Source organism: Thomasclavelia saccharogumia DSM 17460 (genome assembly GCF_000686665.1).
In the GTDB taxonomy this organism is placed as follows: domain Bacteria; phylum Bacillota_I; class Bacilli_A; order Erysipelotrichales; family Coprobacillaceae; genus Thomasclavelia; species Thomasclavelia saccharogumia.
In genome coordinates, this window is sequence record NZ_JMLH01000007.1 from 60938 (window position 1) to 75343 (window position 14406).

The following is a 14406-nucleotide window of genomic DNA, read 5'->3' on the forward strand; positions in this document are numbered from 1 at the left end:
TTTGGTAAATCAGCAGCAGTCAAAAGGATTCCTAAAGCATTATTTACTGCTTTTCTTCTTTTTTTCATTTCATCTAATTGATTCATTATAAAAAACTCCTTTCACTGATAATATATGGTCATCGATTTTGATTTATATATTATACTATATTCTCATTTGCTTTACGATAAAAAGAATATCGTTATTTAACCTAAAGCAATAAATATAATATACTTTAAAATATTTTTTGAAAAATCGCATAAACCAATTTCAAAATTTATGGATTACTTGCACATTTCACACAAATCTAAAAAATCATTTTATATAATAATTTGTGGAGATTTGCTAAAACATATTTATTGCCAAATAGACTTATAAATTTATTTAGAAAATAGACAAACCATTTTTTCTCGAAGAAACTTGTAAATAAATATAAACACAAAAATCTTAAAAAGTTCTGATTTTATGATCAGAACTTTTTATGTGATAACTTATTATCATGTAATTAATCCATAAACTGGAATTTACCAATTTATTTGCAAACAGATATTCAATAAATCAATACTCTCTATATTCATGAAGTAAATTACTAAGTTTCTCGTTTTTTTTAATAAAATCCATCAAATATTCATTTGTTATTTCAAATTGAACATTTCCATCTTTTTTAAGAGTTTTTGTTGCAAGTACTTGTTCTCCACTTTTAGAAGTTATTCTAAATCCATGAATAATCCTATTCCTCATATTTACAATTTCTAAAAATAAATCCTCAATCTCAGTATTTCCACATTTATTAGAAATTGTCTCCGAAACAACTTTTCTAAGTAAACCAGATTCTTTATCAATCAATTCATACCAGTCAAATGAATCATTCGTTTTAATAATGTTTTCTATCATAAATCCATTATTTGAACTAAACACGCATAATGCACTTCCCAACAATTCTCGATATTTCTTTGTCGGTAATGATTGCTTTGTATAATCTTCGTACATCAATTACACCCCCAAAAATTCCAATTTATCTATGGATATACATTCTTGTCATATTAGACTCATTATCTCCTTGAACCATACACAAAAATTCCCATTCATATCTTTCATAAAAACCTGTATGATCAGTAATCAAATAGATTGGAGTTATTCCTTTGGACTTTGTATCTTTCACAACTATATCAAGTAATCGTCCTGCAATTCCTTGACAACGATATTCCTTTTCAATATATACTGCACATACATTGGGGGTAAGGTCTTTCCTGTTATGAAAATCATTTTCGATTACCCCCAGCCCACCTACGATTCGTCCATGATCTAAACAAAGATACCAACCATATTCTGTTTCATTATTAAGATAAGTTTCCATACATTCAAGATACGACTCTTGTGGCACATGCCATTTGTCATGAAACCATGCCGCTGCTTCATCTTTCTTTTCCGGCTTTTGTCTTAAAGTAACATAGATATATCTATTAATATTTACCACCTCAATTTCTAATTTAAAAAACCCCTTTATTATACTTCCGTTGTGTTGCAACAATAAATCCTATCCCAATACTAATACCTATTATAAGTACAACAACTGCAATAATCGTCATCATATGACAATCACCTAATAAACCAATAATACCACTAATCAATGGTGTTATACTAACAATAAACATTGACTTTCCAAACGCTTTTCCGTAGGCTAACTTATCTGTAACTTTTGTTTGATGGTAAGAATGTATCAAATCAGTGTTTCCATTATAAATTTTTATACTAATTACTAGCAATACGAGCGCTGTTATAAACATAATAACAAAATACACAACCATACAAACACCTCCCTAAATTAAAATTTTTATCTTGCAACTTATAAAATCATTCAAAACTCATTTTTATGATTACAGAATACAAAGAAATTCACATAATAATCTCTCATTTCATTATATAGCTAAAATACTAAGTTTGTCATTCCATAAATTACAATACACACATTTTCTTAATTATAACGTATATTATATATAAAATAAATTTATGGAATTTAGCGCTAAAGTACCTTTTGGAAAAGTGCAATATCATGAATTTAATACCTCTTTAAAATATTCTCTATTTCTAAGAGCTTTTGATTATTTACAAAACCTTTTTCATATATCCTTTAATTATATTAGTACCTCAAATTCTAAGTTGAACACAGCTTGATACCGGCACCAAGATTATAGTAATCATCCATAAAAGTTATTATTTCAAAATTTACAACAATAAATTTCTTTTTAAATACATTTTAATATGTCTAGAAATAATAGACTTATTTCTATCATATCGCGTTGTCATTTGGTCAACTGTATAATCAAATTATTTCCTCTATATGAAAAATAAAACTTTACTACTATCCAAAGATGTTATTCTTATCTTTTAACTTTCATCTACAACCGAACTTATCTGATTCTACATTGATATTTCTTTAAGTTCGATAAAAATAATAACAAGAATACCAAACTTTTCCCATTTTAACATAATTATTATCTTTTTTACTGATCATCTCATAGTTTTTAATTATCTACATTACTTGTATAAAGCGCTAATAATTAACTATAAAAAGTTAAAATATCTTTTTATTTTCATCTTCCCTATTCTCTAACGATATTTACTAAAAATCTCAGTTATCTTTAATTACTCTACTATTTATATTTCAATTTTATAAAAATAGTAAAGAAAAGTACAATATCCATATCTCATTATGATATAATTGTAGTGCATACTAAGACGAGGAGTGAGTTATATGATTGAAATGTACCAATTAGAACAATTGCTTACTATCTATAAAGCAGGTACTATATCAAAAGCTGCTGAAGAAATGCATATTTCCCAACCTGGACTAACACGCTCTATTCAAAGATTGGAAGAAGATCTTGGACTTCAATTATTCGATCGTAAAAAAAATAAAGTTATCTTTAATAATAATGGCATAATGGCTGTAAAATATGCAAAAAAGATACTTCAAACTAAAGAAGAAATGGTTATACAATTACAAAGATATGATCGTAGTCAGCGAATAATCAGTATTGGTTCATGTGCCCCTGCACCAGTATGGGGACTAAATTATATTTTCAATAAAATATACCCTGAAATGCAAATAACAAGTGATATCAATTCTGATGAAAACACATTACGAAAAGGACTTGATGATTTAAAATATTCTATTATTGTCCTTAATCATTCAATCGATGATGAAAAATATATATGCATTGATTTATTTGAAGAGTACTTATATTTGTCTGTACCTCCAGCTCATCCATTAGCATTATTTAAGGAAATTTCTTTTAAAGAATTAGATGGCGAAAGTATATTATTACTGTCACGAATAGGATTTTGGAATGAAATATGTTTAAAAATGATTCCTAATTCTCATTTACTTGTTCAAGAAGATAATGAGGTTTTTAATGAATTAACAAAGTTATCTGCATTGCCTAATTTCAGAAGCAACATTACAATTCAAAGAGAAAATGATGATGGAAACAGAATAGCTATCCCTATTACTGATGATAGTGCTCATATTCGTTATTATGCTGTATTTAAAAAAGAAGATAAAAAAATATTTGATCCTATTAAAGATGAAATTACAACTATTGATTGGAAACAGACTTATTAACAATAATATTAATTAAAAAAATACAAACATTTTATAGATGAGATAGAACTAAAATTTCTATCTTTTTCTTTTTATAATAATTTTTACAAAATAATACCTTATACTTAAAACCAAAATTTAACTGATAACAAATTTCTTTGTCAGATTATAAAAAATTAGTTAATAGGATAATTTCAAGATATTTATACACGCAAAATAAAACCAGCAGCAAATATTTTCATCTTACTCCTGGTCATATTTTAATATCGCTTAATTACTCAGCCACATCATAATATTACTTAAAACAGCCAACTTTTTAATAATTTATCTATCTTTTCTTCTATTTATAATATATTTGTATTCTTCACATAATTAAGCCATAAACCAGAATGATGAAGAATTTGAGTTTTTATCAGATGATAATTAGATAATCTTATAGCAGGATGCTTCAATGTTCCAGATTCAAATGATGTTGGAACATTTGATTCACCATCAATAATCGGTGCAATAATCAAACTTATTTCATCAATCAGCCCCTCATTCGCAAATGATTCATTGACTATGCCATCACCTTGTAATAAAACCTTTTCAATGTGAAATTCATTTCCTAATTTTTCTAAAACAGTTTTCATACTTAAATATTCTTTACCAGCAAAGATATAAGAAACTCCAAGCGTCCTTAAATAAGCTAAATACTCATCTGGTACTTTTTCACTTAAAACCTCTATTACATTTTTATCTTTCAATCTTTTGTGAGATAATGATTGATTATTCCATGCAAGACTTCCCATTGGATCAATAACTACTAGCCACTTACTCTTTCCATTGAAAGAGATAAAATCCTTTCTTTCAATCTGCTGATTTGAAAAAGCCCTTAAATCAACAGATTGATCATGAATAAATATTTCATTAGCAGTCACACTGCCATAAACTAATGCATCGGCATTATACTCTTGACTCATTTTTCCATAAAGTTGAGACAATGATCGTATAACCGGTTCTTGAAAAAACTTTCCAGAAATCTTTCCATCTATCGATTGCAACATATGACAAATAACATATGTTTTTTCATTTACGTCAATAATTTTCACTTCCCTTTTCAATCCAGCTAAATAATTTACTCTGTAATTCCTAAATCATTTAACCATTCCTCAACATCTGAACTAGCAGCACTTGAACGAAATCTCTGGCCTTCCTGCCAATCACCTGTACCAGCCATTTCTGCCAAAAGTTCACCACTTTGACCTAAACCAGAAGATGATGATGTACAAAATGGTATAACCATTTTACCTGTAAAATCATTATTCTTTACAAAGTTATCAACCGGCCACGCTGCAATGCCCCACCAGATTGGATAACCGATAAAAACTGTATCGTAACTATCCCAGTTATCTACTGTTGTCGAAACAAGTTCTACATTTCTTTCATCTTCATTTTCATGTTCTCTTGATACACGGCTATTATCATCACTCCAATTCAAATCATCATCACTATATGGTTCTTTTGGTTCGATTTCAAACAGTGTACCATCTGTTTGCTCAGCAATCATTTTAGCAACATCTTCTGTGTTTCCTGTTGCTGAGTAATAAACAACTAATGTATTTCCAAATTCTTTTGATGTATCTGTTGTTTGTGATTGTTCATTTTCATTGGTTTTATCTATCTCTTCATTATTCGATTGACACCCAACTAATAAACTTAAAGCAACTACTCCACTTAAAATCATAACTAGTCTCTTTTTTAACTTCATTTTATTACACTCCTGTTAATTTATTTCTTATTAAATAACCAACTCATAATTTTATCATCTTCAATAAATAAACCATTACCAAAATAACCATTTGCATAAACCTACGCTTGGTCGACTGAAGTTACACCCCAATCATTTAATTGCGATGCAACAATGATTATTTGAGAGTTATATTCTTGCGCTGCAAAATCAAAATCTTTTGTTTTAACGTTTTCACCAAGCCAGCCTTTAGCAATTGTATTAGTTCCTAAAGATCTAATCCTTTAATAGTTACTGTCGTATATTAAGTGTCTATAAATAGTTTAATCTACTTTCAATTACACGATTATCAGCAATATGATTATTTGTTATTGAATTATTGTCTTTTCATTGATCGTTATCTTAATTTCTTTAATGTCCTCCAAAAACATCAAAATCAATCGTATCCAACAATGATTCGATTTCTTTGATTTCAGCTTCAGTCATTTCAATATTTCCAGCTTGAAAATTTTCTTCTAATCTATTTAACTTTCGGCTTCCTGGAATGGGGATAATAAAATCTTTTTTACATAACATCCAAGCCATTGAAAGTTGAGCCATCGTGCAGTTTTTCTTTTTCGATAATTCTTCTAATAGATTTAATAATTTTTTAGCTTTACGATAACCTTCTTCTTGATACTGAGGCATTTCACTTCTATAGTCACCTAATTCAAAAGCTGATTGAGGCGTAAACTGACCAGAAAGAAATCCATTAGCAAGCGGTGAAAAAGCAACATACGTAATACCTAATTCTTGACAAACGTCAAACAAATTTTCATGCCATCTTGCCATCATCGAATATCTGTTTTGAATAGCTGTAACCGGACATATTGCATGCGCACGTCGCAAATATTCTTCGTTAGCTTCACTAATACCCCTAGCTCTAATTTTTCCTTCTTCAATGAGTTCTTTCATTACCTTCGCAACAACTTCTGGTTCAATGTTAGGATCAATTCGATGTTGATAATATAAATCAATATAAGATGTTTGTAGTTTCTTTAATGAACCCTCTACTGATTTACGAATTGTTTTAACTGATGAATCTAATTTCAGCTGTTTACCTTGATGTTCTACACCAAATTTTGTTGCAATAAATACATGATCTCTAACGTCTTTTAATGCTTCACCAACTAATTTTTCATTATAGGAAATTGTTCCATCTACATTTTGACCAGTATAACATTCAGCCGTGTCAAAAAAATTATATCCTAATTCATAAGCCGATCTTATTGTTTTTATAGCCGTTTGTTTATCTTGTGGCAAACCATAAGCATGAGAAAATCCCATACATCCTAATCCTATCGGATTTACATACATATTTGTTTTACCAAGTTGTCTTTTTTTCATTACTAAAATCTCCTATTTTGTTATCATACCTCTGTAATTCATGTTATATAAGCGAGCAAATCTTGCCATTGTATAATCACCAGCATCTAGCTGCTGTTTAGTTGGCGCATATCCTTGAAAAGCAAAATACATATCTTTTCCTTTTAATAAATTTTCATCAACATGCTGGTAAAAACGATCTAATAAATTACGAACAGCTCCTGACATACTATGCCAATATAATGGTGAACCAATTACAATCGTATCAGCTTTAGCCATTTGTGAAACAACTTCATCAAACTGATCATCATCAAAATGCTGTCCATAACTATAAATTTTATAATCTACTAAATTTAAAGTATCATATTCTTTATTCTTTAAAAAATTTTTTACTAACGTTGCAGTATTCCCATTTTTATTTGGACTCCCATTAACAAATAATATACTCATTTATCTACACCTCTTCATATCACATTGAATTATTATCTTTTCAATCCACAAATCATTTCTACTACTGCTGGATCATAGTGCGAGAAAAAAGAACTAGTATCTTTATTCATAGCCGCAATTTTTTGCATATCTGCCTGACTTAATACAAAATCAAAAACATCAATATTTTCCAGCATTCGTTCTTTTCTAACTGTTTTTGCTAGAGGGACGATTCCTCTTTGAATCAACCATCTTAAAATAACTTGTCCATTTGATTTATTGTATTTTTTACCAATTTCACTTAATACTTCATTTGTAAAAATACCGTTTTTTCCTTCGGCAAATGGCGCCCATGCTTCAAGCTGTACACCATATTTATTATTGTATTCTAATGCTTTGTTTTGCTGGTGAAATGGATTAACTTCTACCTGGTTAACTGCTGGAATAACCTTGGTATCTAAACATAGATCAACTAAACGATCTGGATAAAAATTAGATACTCCGATAGCTTTAATTTTACCTTCTTGATATAAATCTATCAAAGCTTTATAAGCACTGTGATAATCTTTGAATGGTTGATGTAATAATACTAGATCAAGATAATCTAACTGCATTTTTCTTAAAGATTCTTCTACCGACTTTTTAGTATTTTCATATCCATAATTTGAAATCCATACTTTTGTCGTAATAAATAATTCTTCTCTAGGTAATGATGTTTTTTTAATAGCTTCTCCCACTGCTTCTTCATTACCATAAGATTGTGCTGTATCAATTAAACGATAACCACTTTCAATTGCATCCAAAACAACTCTAACACATTCTTCTTTGTCATCAATTTGAAATACGCCAAACCCTACTGCTGGCATCTTTATTCCATTATTTAAAGTAATATATTCCATTTTTATCTCCTTTATTTTAATTATGTATTTTCATTTCCATTAATCTTTTTTCATTGATCTGATTATCAGGATCATGAGTTGGTTTTCCAGTATCTAATGCTTCTATTGCTTTCATTTCTTCATCAGTTAATTCAAAATCAAAAATATCAATATTTCCTCTCATTCTTTCTAAATTCGTTGATTTAGGAAGAGAGATTACACCTTCTTGATAGATCCATCTTAAAATGATCTGTCCAGCATTCTTATTATACTTACGGGCTAACGAAACAATTATTTCATTTTCTAATAAGTCTTTATTTCCATGTCCTAATGGATACCATGCTTCTAAACGAATATCATTTTCAGCCATAACTTTTCTTAATTCTTTTTGTTGCGTAAATGGATTAAATTCTACCTGATTAACTACTGGCATGATCGTCATCCCATCTTTAAACTTATTCCATGAATTTACGGTAACATTCGAAATACCAATAGATTTAATCTTTCCCTCAGCAACTGCCTCTTCTAACGCTTTCCAAGCACCTAAATAATCACCATATGGTTGATGCAATAAATATAAATCAATATAATCTGTATCTAATGCTTTTAAAGAATTAGCAATTCCTTTTTTAGCATTTTCATATCCATAATCTTGTAACCATAATTTAGATGTAATAAATATTTCATTTCGATCTATTCCACTATCTTTGATTGCTTTACCTACATCTGTTTCATTCATATAAGCTGCTGCTGTATCAATATGACGATAACCTGCTTTTAAAGCTGCTAATGTTGCTTCATATGTAGGACCATTATTAGGAATCAAGAAAACTCCAAAACCTACTGCCGGAATCGTTTGTGCGTTATTAAGTTTAAATTTTTCCATTTTTCATCGCTCCTTTTCCTTACAGTTACATTCTATTATTTAATTTCAAAAAAGTACAATATCAATAGTTTATCACACTATGCTTTAAAGTTATACTGATTACTTATGTATTTTATATTGATTCAACCATTTAGCAGTTTTATAACTTTGATGATCAATAATTTCAGAATATCCCAAATTTAAAGTTGCAATAATTGTCAAATCTTCTTCATCAAGTTCAAAATCCCATATATTCATATTTTCTTTCATTCTTTCTTTATGAATCGTTTTAGGAATAGCAATTATATGATTTTGTACATGCCATCTTAAAATAACTTGAGAAATTGTTTTATGATGTTTTTTAGCAATTTTCATCAAGGTCTTATTTTGAAATATTTGTCTTTGCCCTTCAGCTAACGGTCCCCATGCCTGCATTTGACATCCATATTTTTTTAAAACATTATATAATTCTTTTTGTTGGAAAAAAGGATGCATTTCTACTTGATTGATCATTGGTGGTATAGAAGAGTTCATATATAGATCAACAAATCGCTCTGCTGAAAAATTACAGACCCCTATTGCCTTAATTTTTCCTTGACGATATAATTCTTCTAATGCACGCCATGATCCATAATAATCACCATATGGTTGATGGATTAAATAAAGATCAATATAACTTACTTTTAGTTTTTTTAATGATATTTCAAAAGCATTCAATGTTTTTTCGTACCCTGAATCTTGAATCCATACTTTTGTTGTAATAAAAAGCTCTTGGCGATTGATTTTTGATTCTTTAATCGCCTCACCAATCTCATTTTCATTAAAATAAGATGCCGCTGTATCAATTAATCGATACCCTTCATTTAAAGCATCTAAAATACATTGCTTTGATAATTTTGGTGCAATCTGTAATGTTCCATAACCTAAAACAGGTATTTGAACACCATTTCTCAATTCTATATATTCCATTCAAATTCACCTCTTTATTTATTACAAATTAGAACTGTTTTTCTAACTATCATAAAAAGAATAATAACCTAATAATAAAAATATTAACTTTAACCACTAGTACTAGAGTAGTTTTTGATAAAGGATATATTATAGATCTAAAATATATGAGATTTTTATTCTGTACTTTCTTTTTACAATTTTATTTTAGTAAACATTATTAAAGATGTACAATACCAATACTTTATCCTACTATAACTCAAAAGCATAATAAATATAAAAATGTATGCCTCGACATACATTTTTATATAAATCACAATTAACTTTATCCTTAACTAATCATCAAGATTCTTTTTTTAACATAAATTTTTTAATACCGGTATCTTTTCATTGCAAATAATCTTCATCTCCAATTAAATTTTATAAAAGATAGCTCATGATAATAATGAACCCTAAGTTACTGATTAAATATTTTTCACCAATTCCCTGTTTTAATAAAATATATCTATTCCCTAACTAGTTATAAAATTACTACTTGTTTATAAATACATTTTAAATGCCATATCTGCTCTATCAAACGGAAACTTCTTTTTATCAACCGGCATTTCTGTAAATCCAAATTTCTTATAAAGATGCACAGCCGAAGCACATTTATGATTGGTTACAATTATTATTTTTCCAATTTTTCTTTTTTTAGCATATTCAATACATGCTTTTAAACAAGCGCTCCCTGCACCCGTTCCAGCATAAATCGTTTTGGCGGCAAATTTCATGATTTCCCAATCTCCATCTTCCCTTGGAGCAATCATACAACAAGCCATCACTTGATCAGCATTATTAAGTGCAAAAAAAATCTGTCCTCCTTTTTCTATGTATAATTCAATATTTTCTAATTCTCTTATATCCTCTTTTTCGATAGCAAACATTTTTGAAATCCATGCTTTATTCATTTCAATAAAATCATTTTTATATTTTTGATGATAAGATACAATTTTCATTATATAGCTCTCCTTTTTTTAATAATTTTATAACTGTATTCAGTGCTTCGTTCATAAGATTTTGTTCTTCTATTGAAAGATACTGCAATGTACTTTCAATCTCTTTTTCAGATTGATATATAAGTTTTCTAACTTTATCCTTACCCTTTTGAGTAAGATAAAGTTCATAAGATCTTCGATCCTTACAAGAAGAAATTCTCTGCACATACCCTTCTTTTTCATATTTAACAATAATTTTACTTAAATAACTTTTATCAATATTCATCACTTTCGCAATATGTGCTGCATGACACCCTTCATTTTCATATATTTCAAAAAAAACTCGAGCTTCTGTTACAGAATATTCTGATCCTAAATAATGATTACCAAGTAAATTCATCTTAGGCATATAAAATCTATTAAACTCTCTTACTTTTGATACAATCTCTTTATTATTCATATTGTCACCTCCAATCAAAATAGTAGATAAATTCAACTAATTTAATTATAGGATATTTAGTGGAATTTGTCTACTATTTATAAAAATTTATATAAGTTTGCCAATTATATATAATAAATTTTTTATTGTGGATAATAGTTTTAAAAAATAAATTATCTATTATTGAAAAAATAAAATATATTTCATATAATTTTTTAAATAAAAGTTTATTTAAATTAATTAAAGGAGAAAAACGATGGTTGTATTTTTAACAAGTAGTCCTACCGGCCCCTTAGATGGAAGTCGAAAAGTAGATGGTTTAGATAAAAAAAATAATTTTGTTGGACATCTAAAACAATACTGGAAAGAAAATAGCAGGTGTTGTCTTATTGCATCTGATCCAGATAATTTTGCTATGAATGATGAAATGACTAATTTCTTTAAAAAAACTTTTTTAAAAGAAAAATTTTCTATTCAGGATTTTAATATTATTGATAGAAGAAATTATAATTTTACTCAAGCTGATCTTCATCAATATGATGTTATTATATTAGGTGGTGGTCATGTTCCAACGCAAAACATGTTTTTCAAAGATATTCAATTGAGAAATAAAATTACTGGTTTTACAGGAATTGTTATTGGCATAAGTGCCGGAAGCATGAACAGTGCAGATATTGTTTATTGTCAGCCCGAAAAAAACGGCGAAGCAATTGATGAAACATTTGAAAAATGGTTACCTGGCTTAAATCTTACAAAAATGAATATTTTACCTCATTATCAAACGATCAAAGATAGTTATCTAGATGGTATGCGATTATTTGAAGATATTACTTATAAAGATAGTATGAATCATCAGTTTATTGCCTTAGTTGACGGAAGTTATGTACTTATTGATAAACATGAAACGATTTATGGTGAGAGCTATCTTATTTCTGATGGAAATATACGATTATTATGTCACGAAAATGAATCTGTGATAATATAGTAATTTCTATAATAAAATATATGATAGATTTTTTGTAAACATCAGATTTAGGGTCAAAAAACATGTCACAGTCTCGACTATGACATGTTTTTATATAATATTTATCTTGCCTACAAATTAAATATAGGTGTTTTATTTAGTACTTCGTCAATCTTTTTATTTTAATATATTTAAAAATTTTTAGTTATTGCTCTTTTGTCCTTAACATTTTTAAGCTTTTTTTACTGATAATTCGTTTGTATATTTTATCATTAAAACAACAGCATAAATAGCAACCAGTGCTTCTGTTATCGGCATAGCTAACCATAATGCATTTACATTAATCAATGGTAAAAATATAATACAGATTCCACTAATTACAAGCCCTCGAGCAATCGATACTACAAATGCTGCTTTGGGTTTCAATATTGCCTGAAAATAATATGTTGAAAATATATTCAATGGTAATAAGATAAATGATATGCCGTACGTTCTAACAATGTTTGGCGCAATTGCAATAATTTCTTCTGTTGGGGTCATAAAAATATTAACAAATAACATCGGTTTTACAAGTATTAAAACGACCCACATAATACTAAAAAAAGCAACTGTTTTTAATGCATATTTCAGTGTCTCTTTAATACGTTCAGCATTGTTAGCACCATAATTTACAGATATAATTGGCTGCGATGCTTGCCCCACACTATATGCACAGCACTGTACGAATGTTGAAATATTAACAATCATCCCATAAACCGATAAAGCATTTGCACCTAAATATTTCATGATCTGTCTATTAAATAAAATTGTTAAAATTCCCATAGCTACATCGATAAAAAATGTTGAAAAACCAGTAACAAATATTTTTGCCATTTTTTTTAATATTTGTCGTGGTCTAACAAGTTTCAAAGTATTTTTCTTGCTGATAAAATGTGTCATCATTACCACAAATGAGAAAGTAGTACCTAAAGCTGTAGCTAATCCTGCTCCAAAAATTCCTGTATCTAAAACAAAGACAAAGAAATAATCACCAAAGATATTAAAAATTCCACCTGATAAAACAGCAGTTGTAGCCCGTGTTGGATCATTATCATTTCTTAAATATGCTGCAAACATTTGGTTAAATAAAAATAATGGCAAAACAAACTTGATTGGTAATAAATATCTTTGTCCTAATGAAAGTAAATCACTTGATGCGCCAAATAAAGTTAATAACTGCTTATCAAAAAATATAATAATGATCCAAGCAAGACCCGCCAAAATAATTGAACCTATAACTGATATTGTAAAAAACTCATTAGCCGAGCGTTCATCACAATCTTTTCCTTTAATTGTACTAAAAATAACCGAGCCCCCAATTCCCATTAATAAACCTAAACTGTAAATGATATTCCATATTGGTGCAACAACAGCTAATGCTGCTGTTCCATTTGGTCCATGATACTGACCCACCATAGCCATATCAACAACTGAATAAATCGATCCAATTAAGGCACTGCCAAAAGCGGCTGCTAAATATTTAAAATATATCGATTTAATCTTTCCATTTAAAAAATCCATAATTTTCCTCCTTTTTCATCTAAGATTTTTAATAAAAATAAAAAAGTGCCCTCAGTTATAAAACCGAGCGCACTCGACATCTTATCGACATTACAATTCCGATTGTAAGTCCTCCGATGAACTATCTAATATTTTTGTGCTTGTATCATCCCAAAAAAGTAAAATCATATATAGAAATTCTAAAAACTATTTTCCCATTCACAAATTATAATATACTCACTATCAAATGTTCTTTTCATAAAAAATCATAGACTTTAAAATTTCACTATAGATATATAAACAATTAATATTGTATGGAAATTAAAAATAATGTCAAGCCTTTCTTAAAATTTATCGCCATACATCTGATTCAAATATGATAATGTCTTAATGTATCCAAGTTGATAATGTCTCAGCTAGCTGAGACATTATCAAAAAATTGTGTTATACTTTGACCTCATGGTTTGGAGGTCGTTTTATGAGAAAGGTTGAATTAAGAATGAATGAATTAAAAAAATATGAAATTATTAAAAAGCTGGTTGATACTGATGGCAATAAGAAAAGAGCTGCTATTAAAATTGGTTGTTCCATTAGAACTGTTAATAGACTTATCATCAAATACAAGAAGTTTGGTAAAGCTGGTTTTATTCACGGCAATCGTGGCAGAATCCCTTCTACTGCTATCCCTCT

At 28.5% G+C, this 14406-nt stretch carries 15 protein-coding genes and 1 pseudogene; 3 read left to right on the forward strand and 13 right to left on the reverse strand.

Going from position 1 to position 14406, the window contains the following annotated elements:
- Positions 1 to 537 precede the first annotated feature (537 nt).
- Genes BR82_RS0103485 through BR82_RS0103495 form a run of 3 tightly spaced genes read right to left on the reverse strand, consistent with a single transcriptional unit; the run spans position 538 to position 1787 of the window.
- Complete coding sequence (locus BR82_RS0103485; RefSeq protein ID WP_027089042.1) at positions 538 to 969, reverse strand: hypothetical protein; 432 nt, start codon at positions 967 to 969, stop codon at positions 538 to 540.
- Between the two features lie 25 nt (positions 970 to 994).
- Positions 995 to 1507, reverse strand: coding sequence for a GNAT family N-acetyltransferase (locus tag BR82_RS0103490; RefSeq protein ID WP_240474505.1), 513 nt, complete (start codon positions 1505 to 1507; stop codon positions 995 to 997).
- On the reverse strand, positions 1470 to 1787 hold the full coding sequence (locus BR82_RS0103495) for a hypothetical protein (protein WP_027089044.1): 318 nt from the start codon (positions 1785 to 1787) through the stop codon (positions 1470 to 1472). Before BR82_RS0103495 ends, BR82_RS0103490 begins: the two co-directional genes overlap by 38 nt.
- A gap of 947 nt (positions 1788 to 2734) precedes the next feature.
- On the opposite strand from BR82_RS0103495, the gene BR82_RS0103500 reads away from it, so the two are divergent.
- Entirely contained in the window at positions 2735 to 3604 is an 870-nt protein-coding gene (locus tag BR82_RS0103500; protein ID WP_027089045.1) for a LysR family transcriptional regulator, read from the forward strand.
- Between the two features lie 323 nt (positions 3605 to 3927).
- Here the strand turns inward: BR82_RS0103500 and BR82_RS0103505 are convergent, their stop codons facing one another.
- The 9 genes from BR82_RS0103505 to BR82_RS0103545 form a co-directional block, all read right to left on the reverse strand.
- A complete protein-coding gene (locus tag BR82_RS0103505) occupies positions 3928 to 4674 on the reverse strand; it encodes a dihydrofolate reductase family protein (protein WP_027089046.1) in 747 nt (248 codons plus the stop codon).
- Between the two features lie 26 nt (positions 4675 to 4700).
- A complete protein-coding gene (locus BR82_RS0103510) occupies positions 4701 to 5333 on the reverse strand; it encodes a flavodoxin (protein ID WP_027089047.1) in 633 nt (210 codons plus the stop codon).
- Between the two features lie 390 nt (positions 5334 to 5723).
- Positions 5724 to 6698: an aldo/keto reductase gene (locus BR82_RS0103515; protein ID WP_027089048.1), complete on the reverse strand. Its 975-nt coding sequence runs from the start codon at positions 6696 to 6698 to the stop codon at positions 5724 to 5726.
- Between the two features lie 12 nt (positions 6699 to 6710).
- Complete coding sequence (locus BR82_RS0103520; RefSeq protein ID WP_027089049.1) at positions 6711 to 7127, reverse strand: flavodoxin family protein; 417 nt, start codon at positions 7125 to 7127, stop codon at positions 6711 to 6713.
- A gap of 32 nt (positions 7128 to 7159) precedes the next feature.
- A complete protein-coding gene (locus BR82_RS0103525; protein ID WP_027089050.1) occupies positions 7160 to 8005 on the reverse strand; it encodes an aldo/keto reductase in 846 nt (281 codons plus the stop codon).
- Between the two features lie 16 nt (positions 8006 to 8021).
- Positions 8022 to 8870, reverse strand: a complete 849-nt coding sequence (locus BR82_RS0103530) for an aldo/keto reductase (protein WP_027089051.1) — start codon at positions 8868 to 8870, stop codon at positions 8022 to 8024.
- Between the two features lie 99 nt (positions 8871 to 8969).
- Positions 8970 to 9818, reverse strand: a complete 849-nt coding sequence (locus BR82_RS0103535; protein WP_027089052.1) for an aldo/keto reductase — start codon at positions 9816 to 9818, stop codon at positions 8970 to 8972.
- 518 nt (positions 9819 to 10336) lie between these two features.
- A complete protein-coding gene (locus BR82_RS0103540) occupies positions 10337 to 10795 on the reverse strand; it encodes a GNAT family N-acetyltransferase (RefSeq protein ID WP_027089053.1) in 459 nt (152 codons plus the stop codon).
- A complete protein-coding gene (locus BR82_RS0103545) occupies positions 10764 to 11234 on the reverse strand; it encodes a MarR family winged helix-turn-helix transcriptional regulator (RefSeq protein ID WP_027089054.1) in 471 nt (156 codons plus the stop codon). Before BR82_RS0103545 ends, BR82_RS0103540 begins: the two co-directional genes overlap by 32 nt.
- 235 nt (positions 11235 to 11469) lie before the next feature.
- Here BR82_RS0103545 and BR82_RS15075 point away from each other — a divergent pair, with 235 nt between their 5' ends.
- On the forward strand, positions 11470 to 12198 hold the full coding sequence (locus BR82_RS15075) for a Type 1 glutamine amidotransferase-like domain-containing protein (RefSeq protein ID WP_034864055.1): 729 nt from the start codon (positions 11470 to 11472) through the stop codon (positions 12196 to 12198).
- Between the two features lie 210 nt (positions 12199 to 12408).
- Here BR82_RS15075 and BR82_RS0103555 read toward each other — a convergent pair whose 3' ends face one another.
- On the reverse strand, positions 12409 to 13737 hold the full coding sequence (locus BR82_RS0103555) for an MATE family efflux transporter (RefSeq protein WP_027089055.1): 1329 nt from the start codon (positions 13735 to 13737) through the stop codon (positions 12409 to 12411).
- 457 nt (positions 13738 to 14194) lie between these two features.
- On the opposite strand from BR82_RS0103555, the pseudogene BR82_RS0103565 reads away from it, so the two are divergent.
- Positions 14195 to 14406, forward strand: a pseudogene (locus tag BR82_RS0103565) (helix-turn-helix domain-containing protein); the annotation flags it as partial.

Bases quoted from the DNA above. Each gene is read 5' to 3' on its own strand.
- BR82_RS0103530 (WP_027089051.1), bottom strand. From the start codon at position 8,870: ATGGAAAAATTTAAACTTAATAACGCACAAACGATTCCGGCAGTAGGT.
- BR82_RS0103510 (WP_027089047.1), bottom strand. From the start codon at position 5,333: ATGAAGTTAAAAAAGAGACTAGTTATGATTTTAAGTGGAGTAGTTGCT.
- BR82_RS0103525 (WP_027089050.1), bottom strand. From the start codon at position 8,005: ATGGAATATATTACTTTAAATAATGGAATAAAGATGCCAGCAGTAGGG.
- BR82_RS0103495 (WP_027089044.1), bottom strand. From the start codon at position 1,787: ATGGTTGTGTATTTTGTTATTATGTTTATAACAGCGCTCGTATTGCTA.
- BR82_RS0103485 (WP_027089042.1), bottom strand. From the start codon at position 969: ATGTACGAAGATTATACAAAGCAATCATTACCGACAAAGAAATATCGA.
- BR82_RS0103555 (WP_027089055.1), bottom strand. From the start codon at position 13,737: ATGGATTTTTTAAATGGAAAGATTAAATCGATATATTTTAAATATTTA.
- BR82_RS0103545 (WP_027089054.1), bottom strand. From the start codon at position 11,234: ATGAATAATAAAGAGATTGTATCAAAAGTAAGAGAGTTTAATAGATTT.
- BR82_RS0103500 (WP_027089045.1), top strand. From the start codon at position 2,735: ATGATTGAAATGTACCAATTAGAACAATTGCTTACTATCTATAAAGCA.
- BR82_RS0103520 (WP_027089049.1), bottom strand. From the start codon at position 7,127: ATGAGTATATTATTTGTTAATGGGAGTCCAAATAAAAATGGGAATACT.
- BR82_RS15075 (WP_034864055.1), top strand. From the start codon at position 11,470: ATGGTTGTATTTTTAACAAGTAGTCCTACCGGCCCCTTAGATGGAAGT.
- BR82_RS0103515 (WP_027089048.1), bottom strand. From the start codon at position 6,698: ATGAAAAAAAGACAACTTGGTAAAACAAATATGTATGTAAATCCGATA.
- BR82_RS0103540 (WP_027089053.1), bottom strand. From the start codon at position 10,795: ATGAAAATTGTATCTTATCATCAAAAATATAAAAATGATTTTATTGAA.
- BR82_RS0103535 (WP_027089052.1), bottom strand. From the start codon at position 9,818: ATGGAATATATAGAATTGAGAAATGGTGTTCAAATACCTGTTTTAGGT.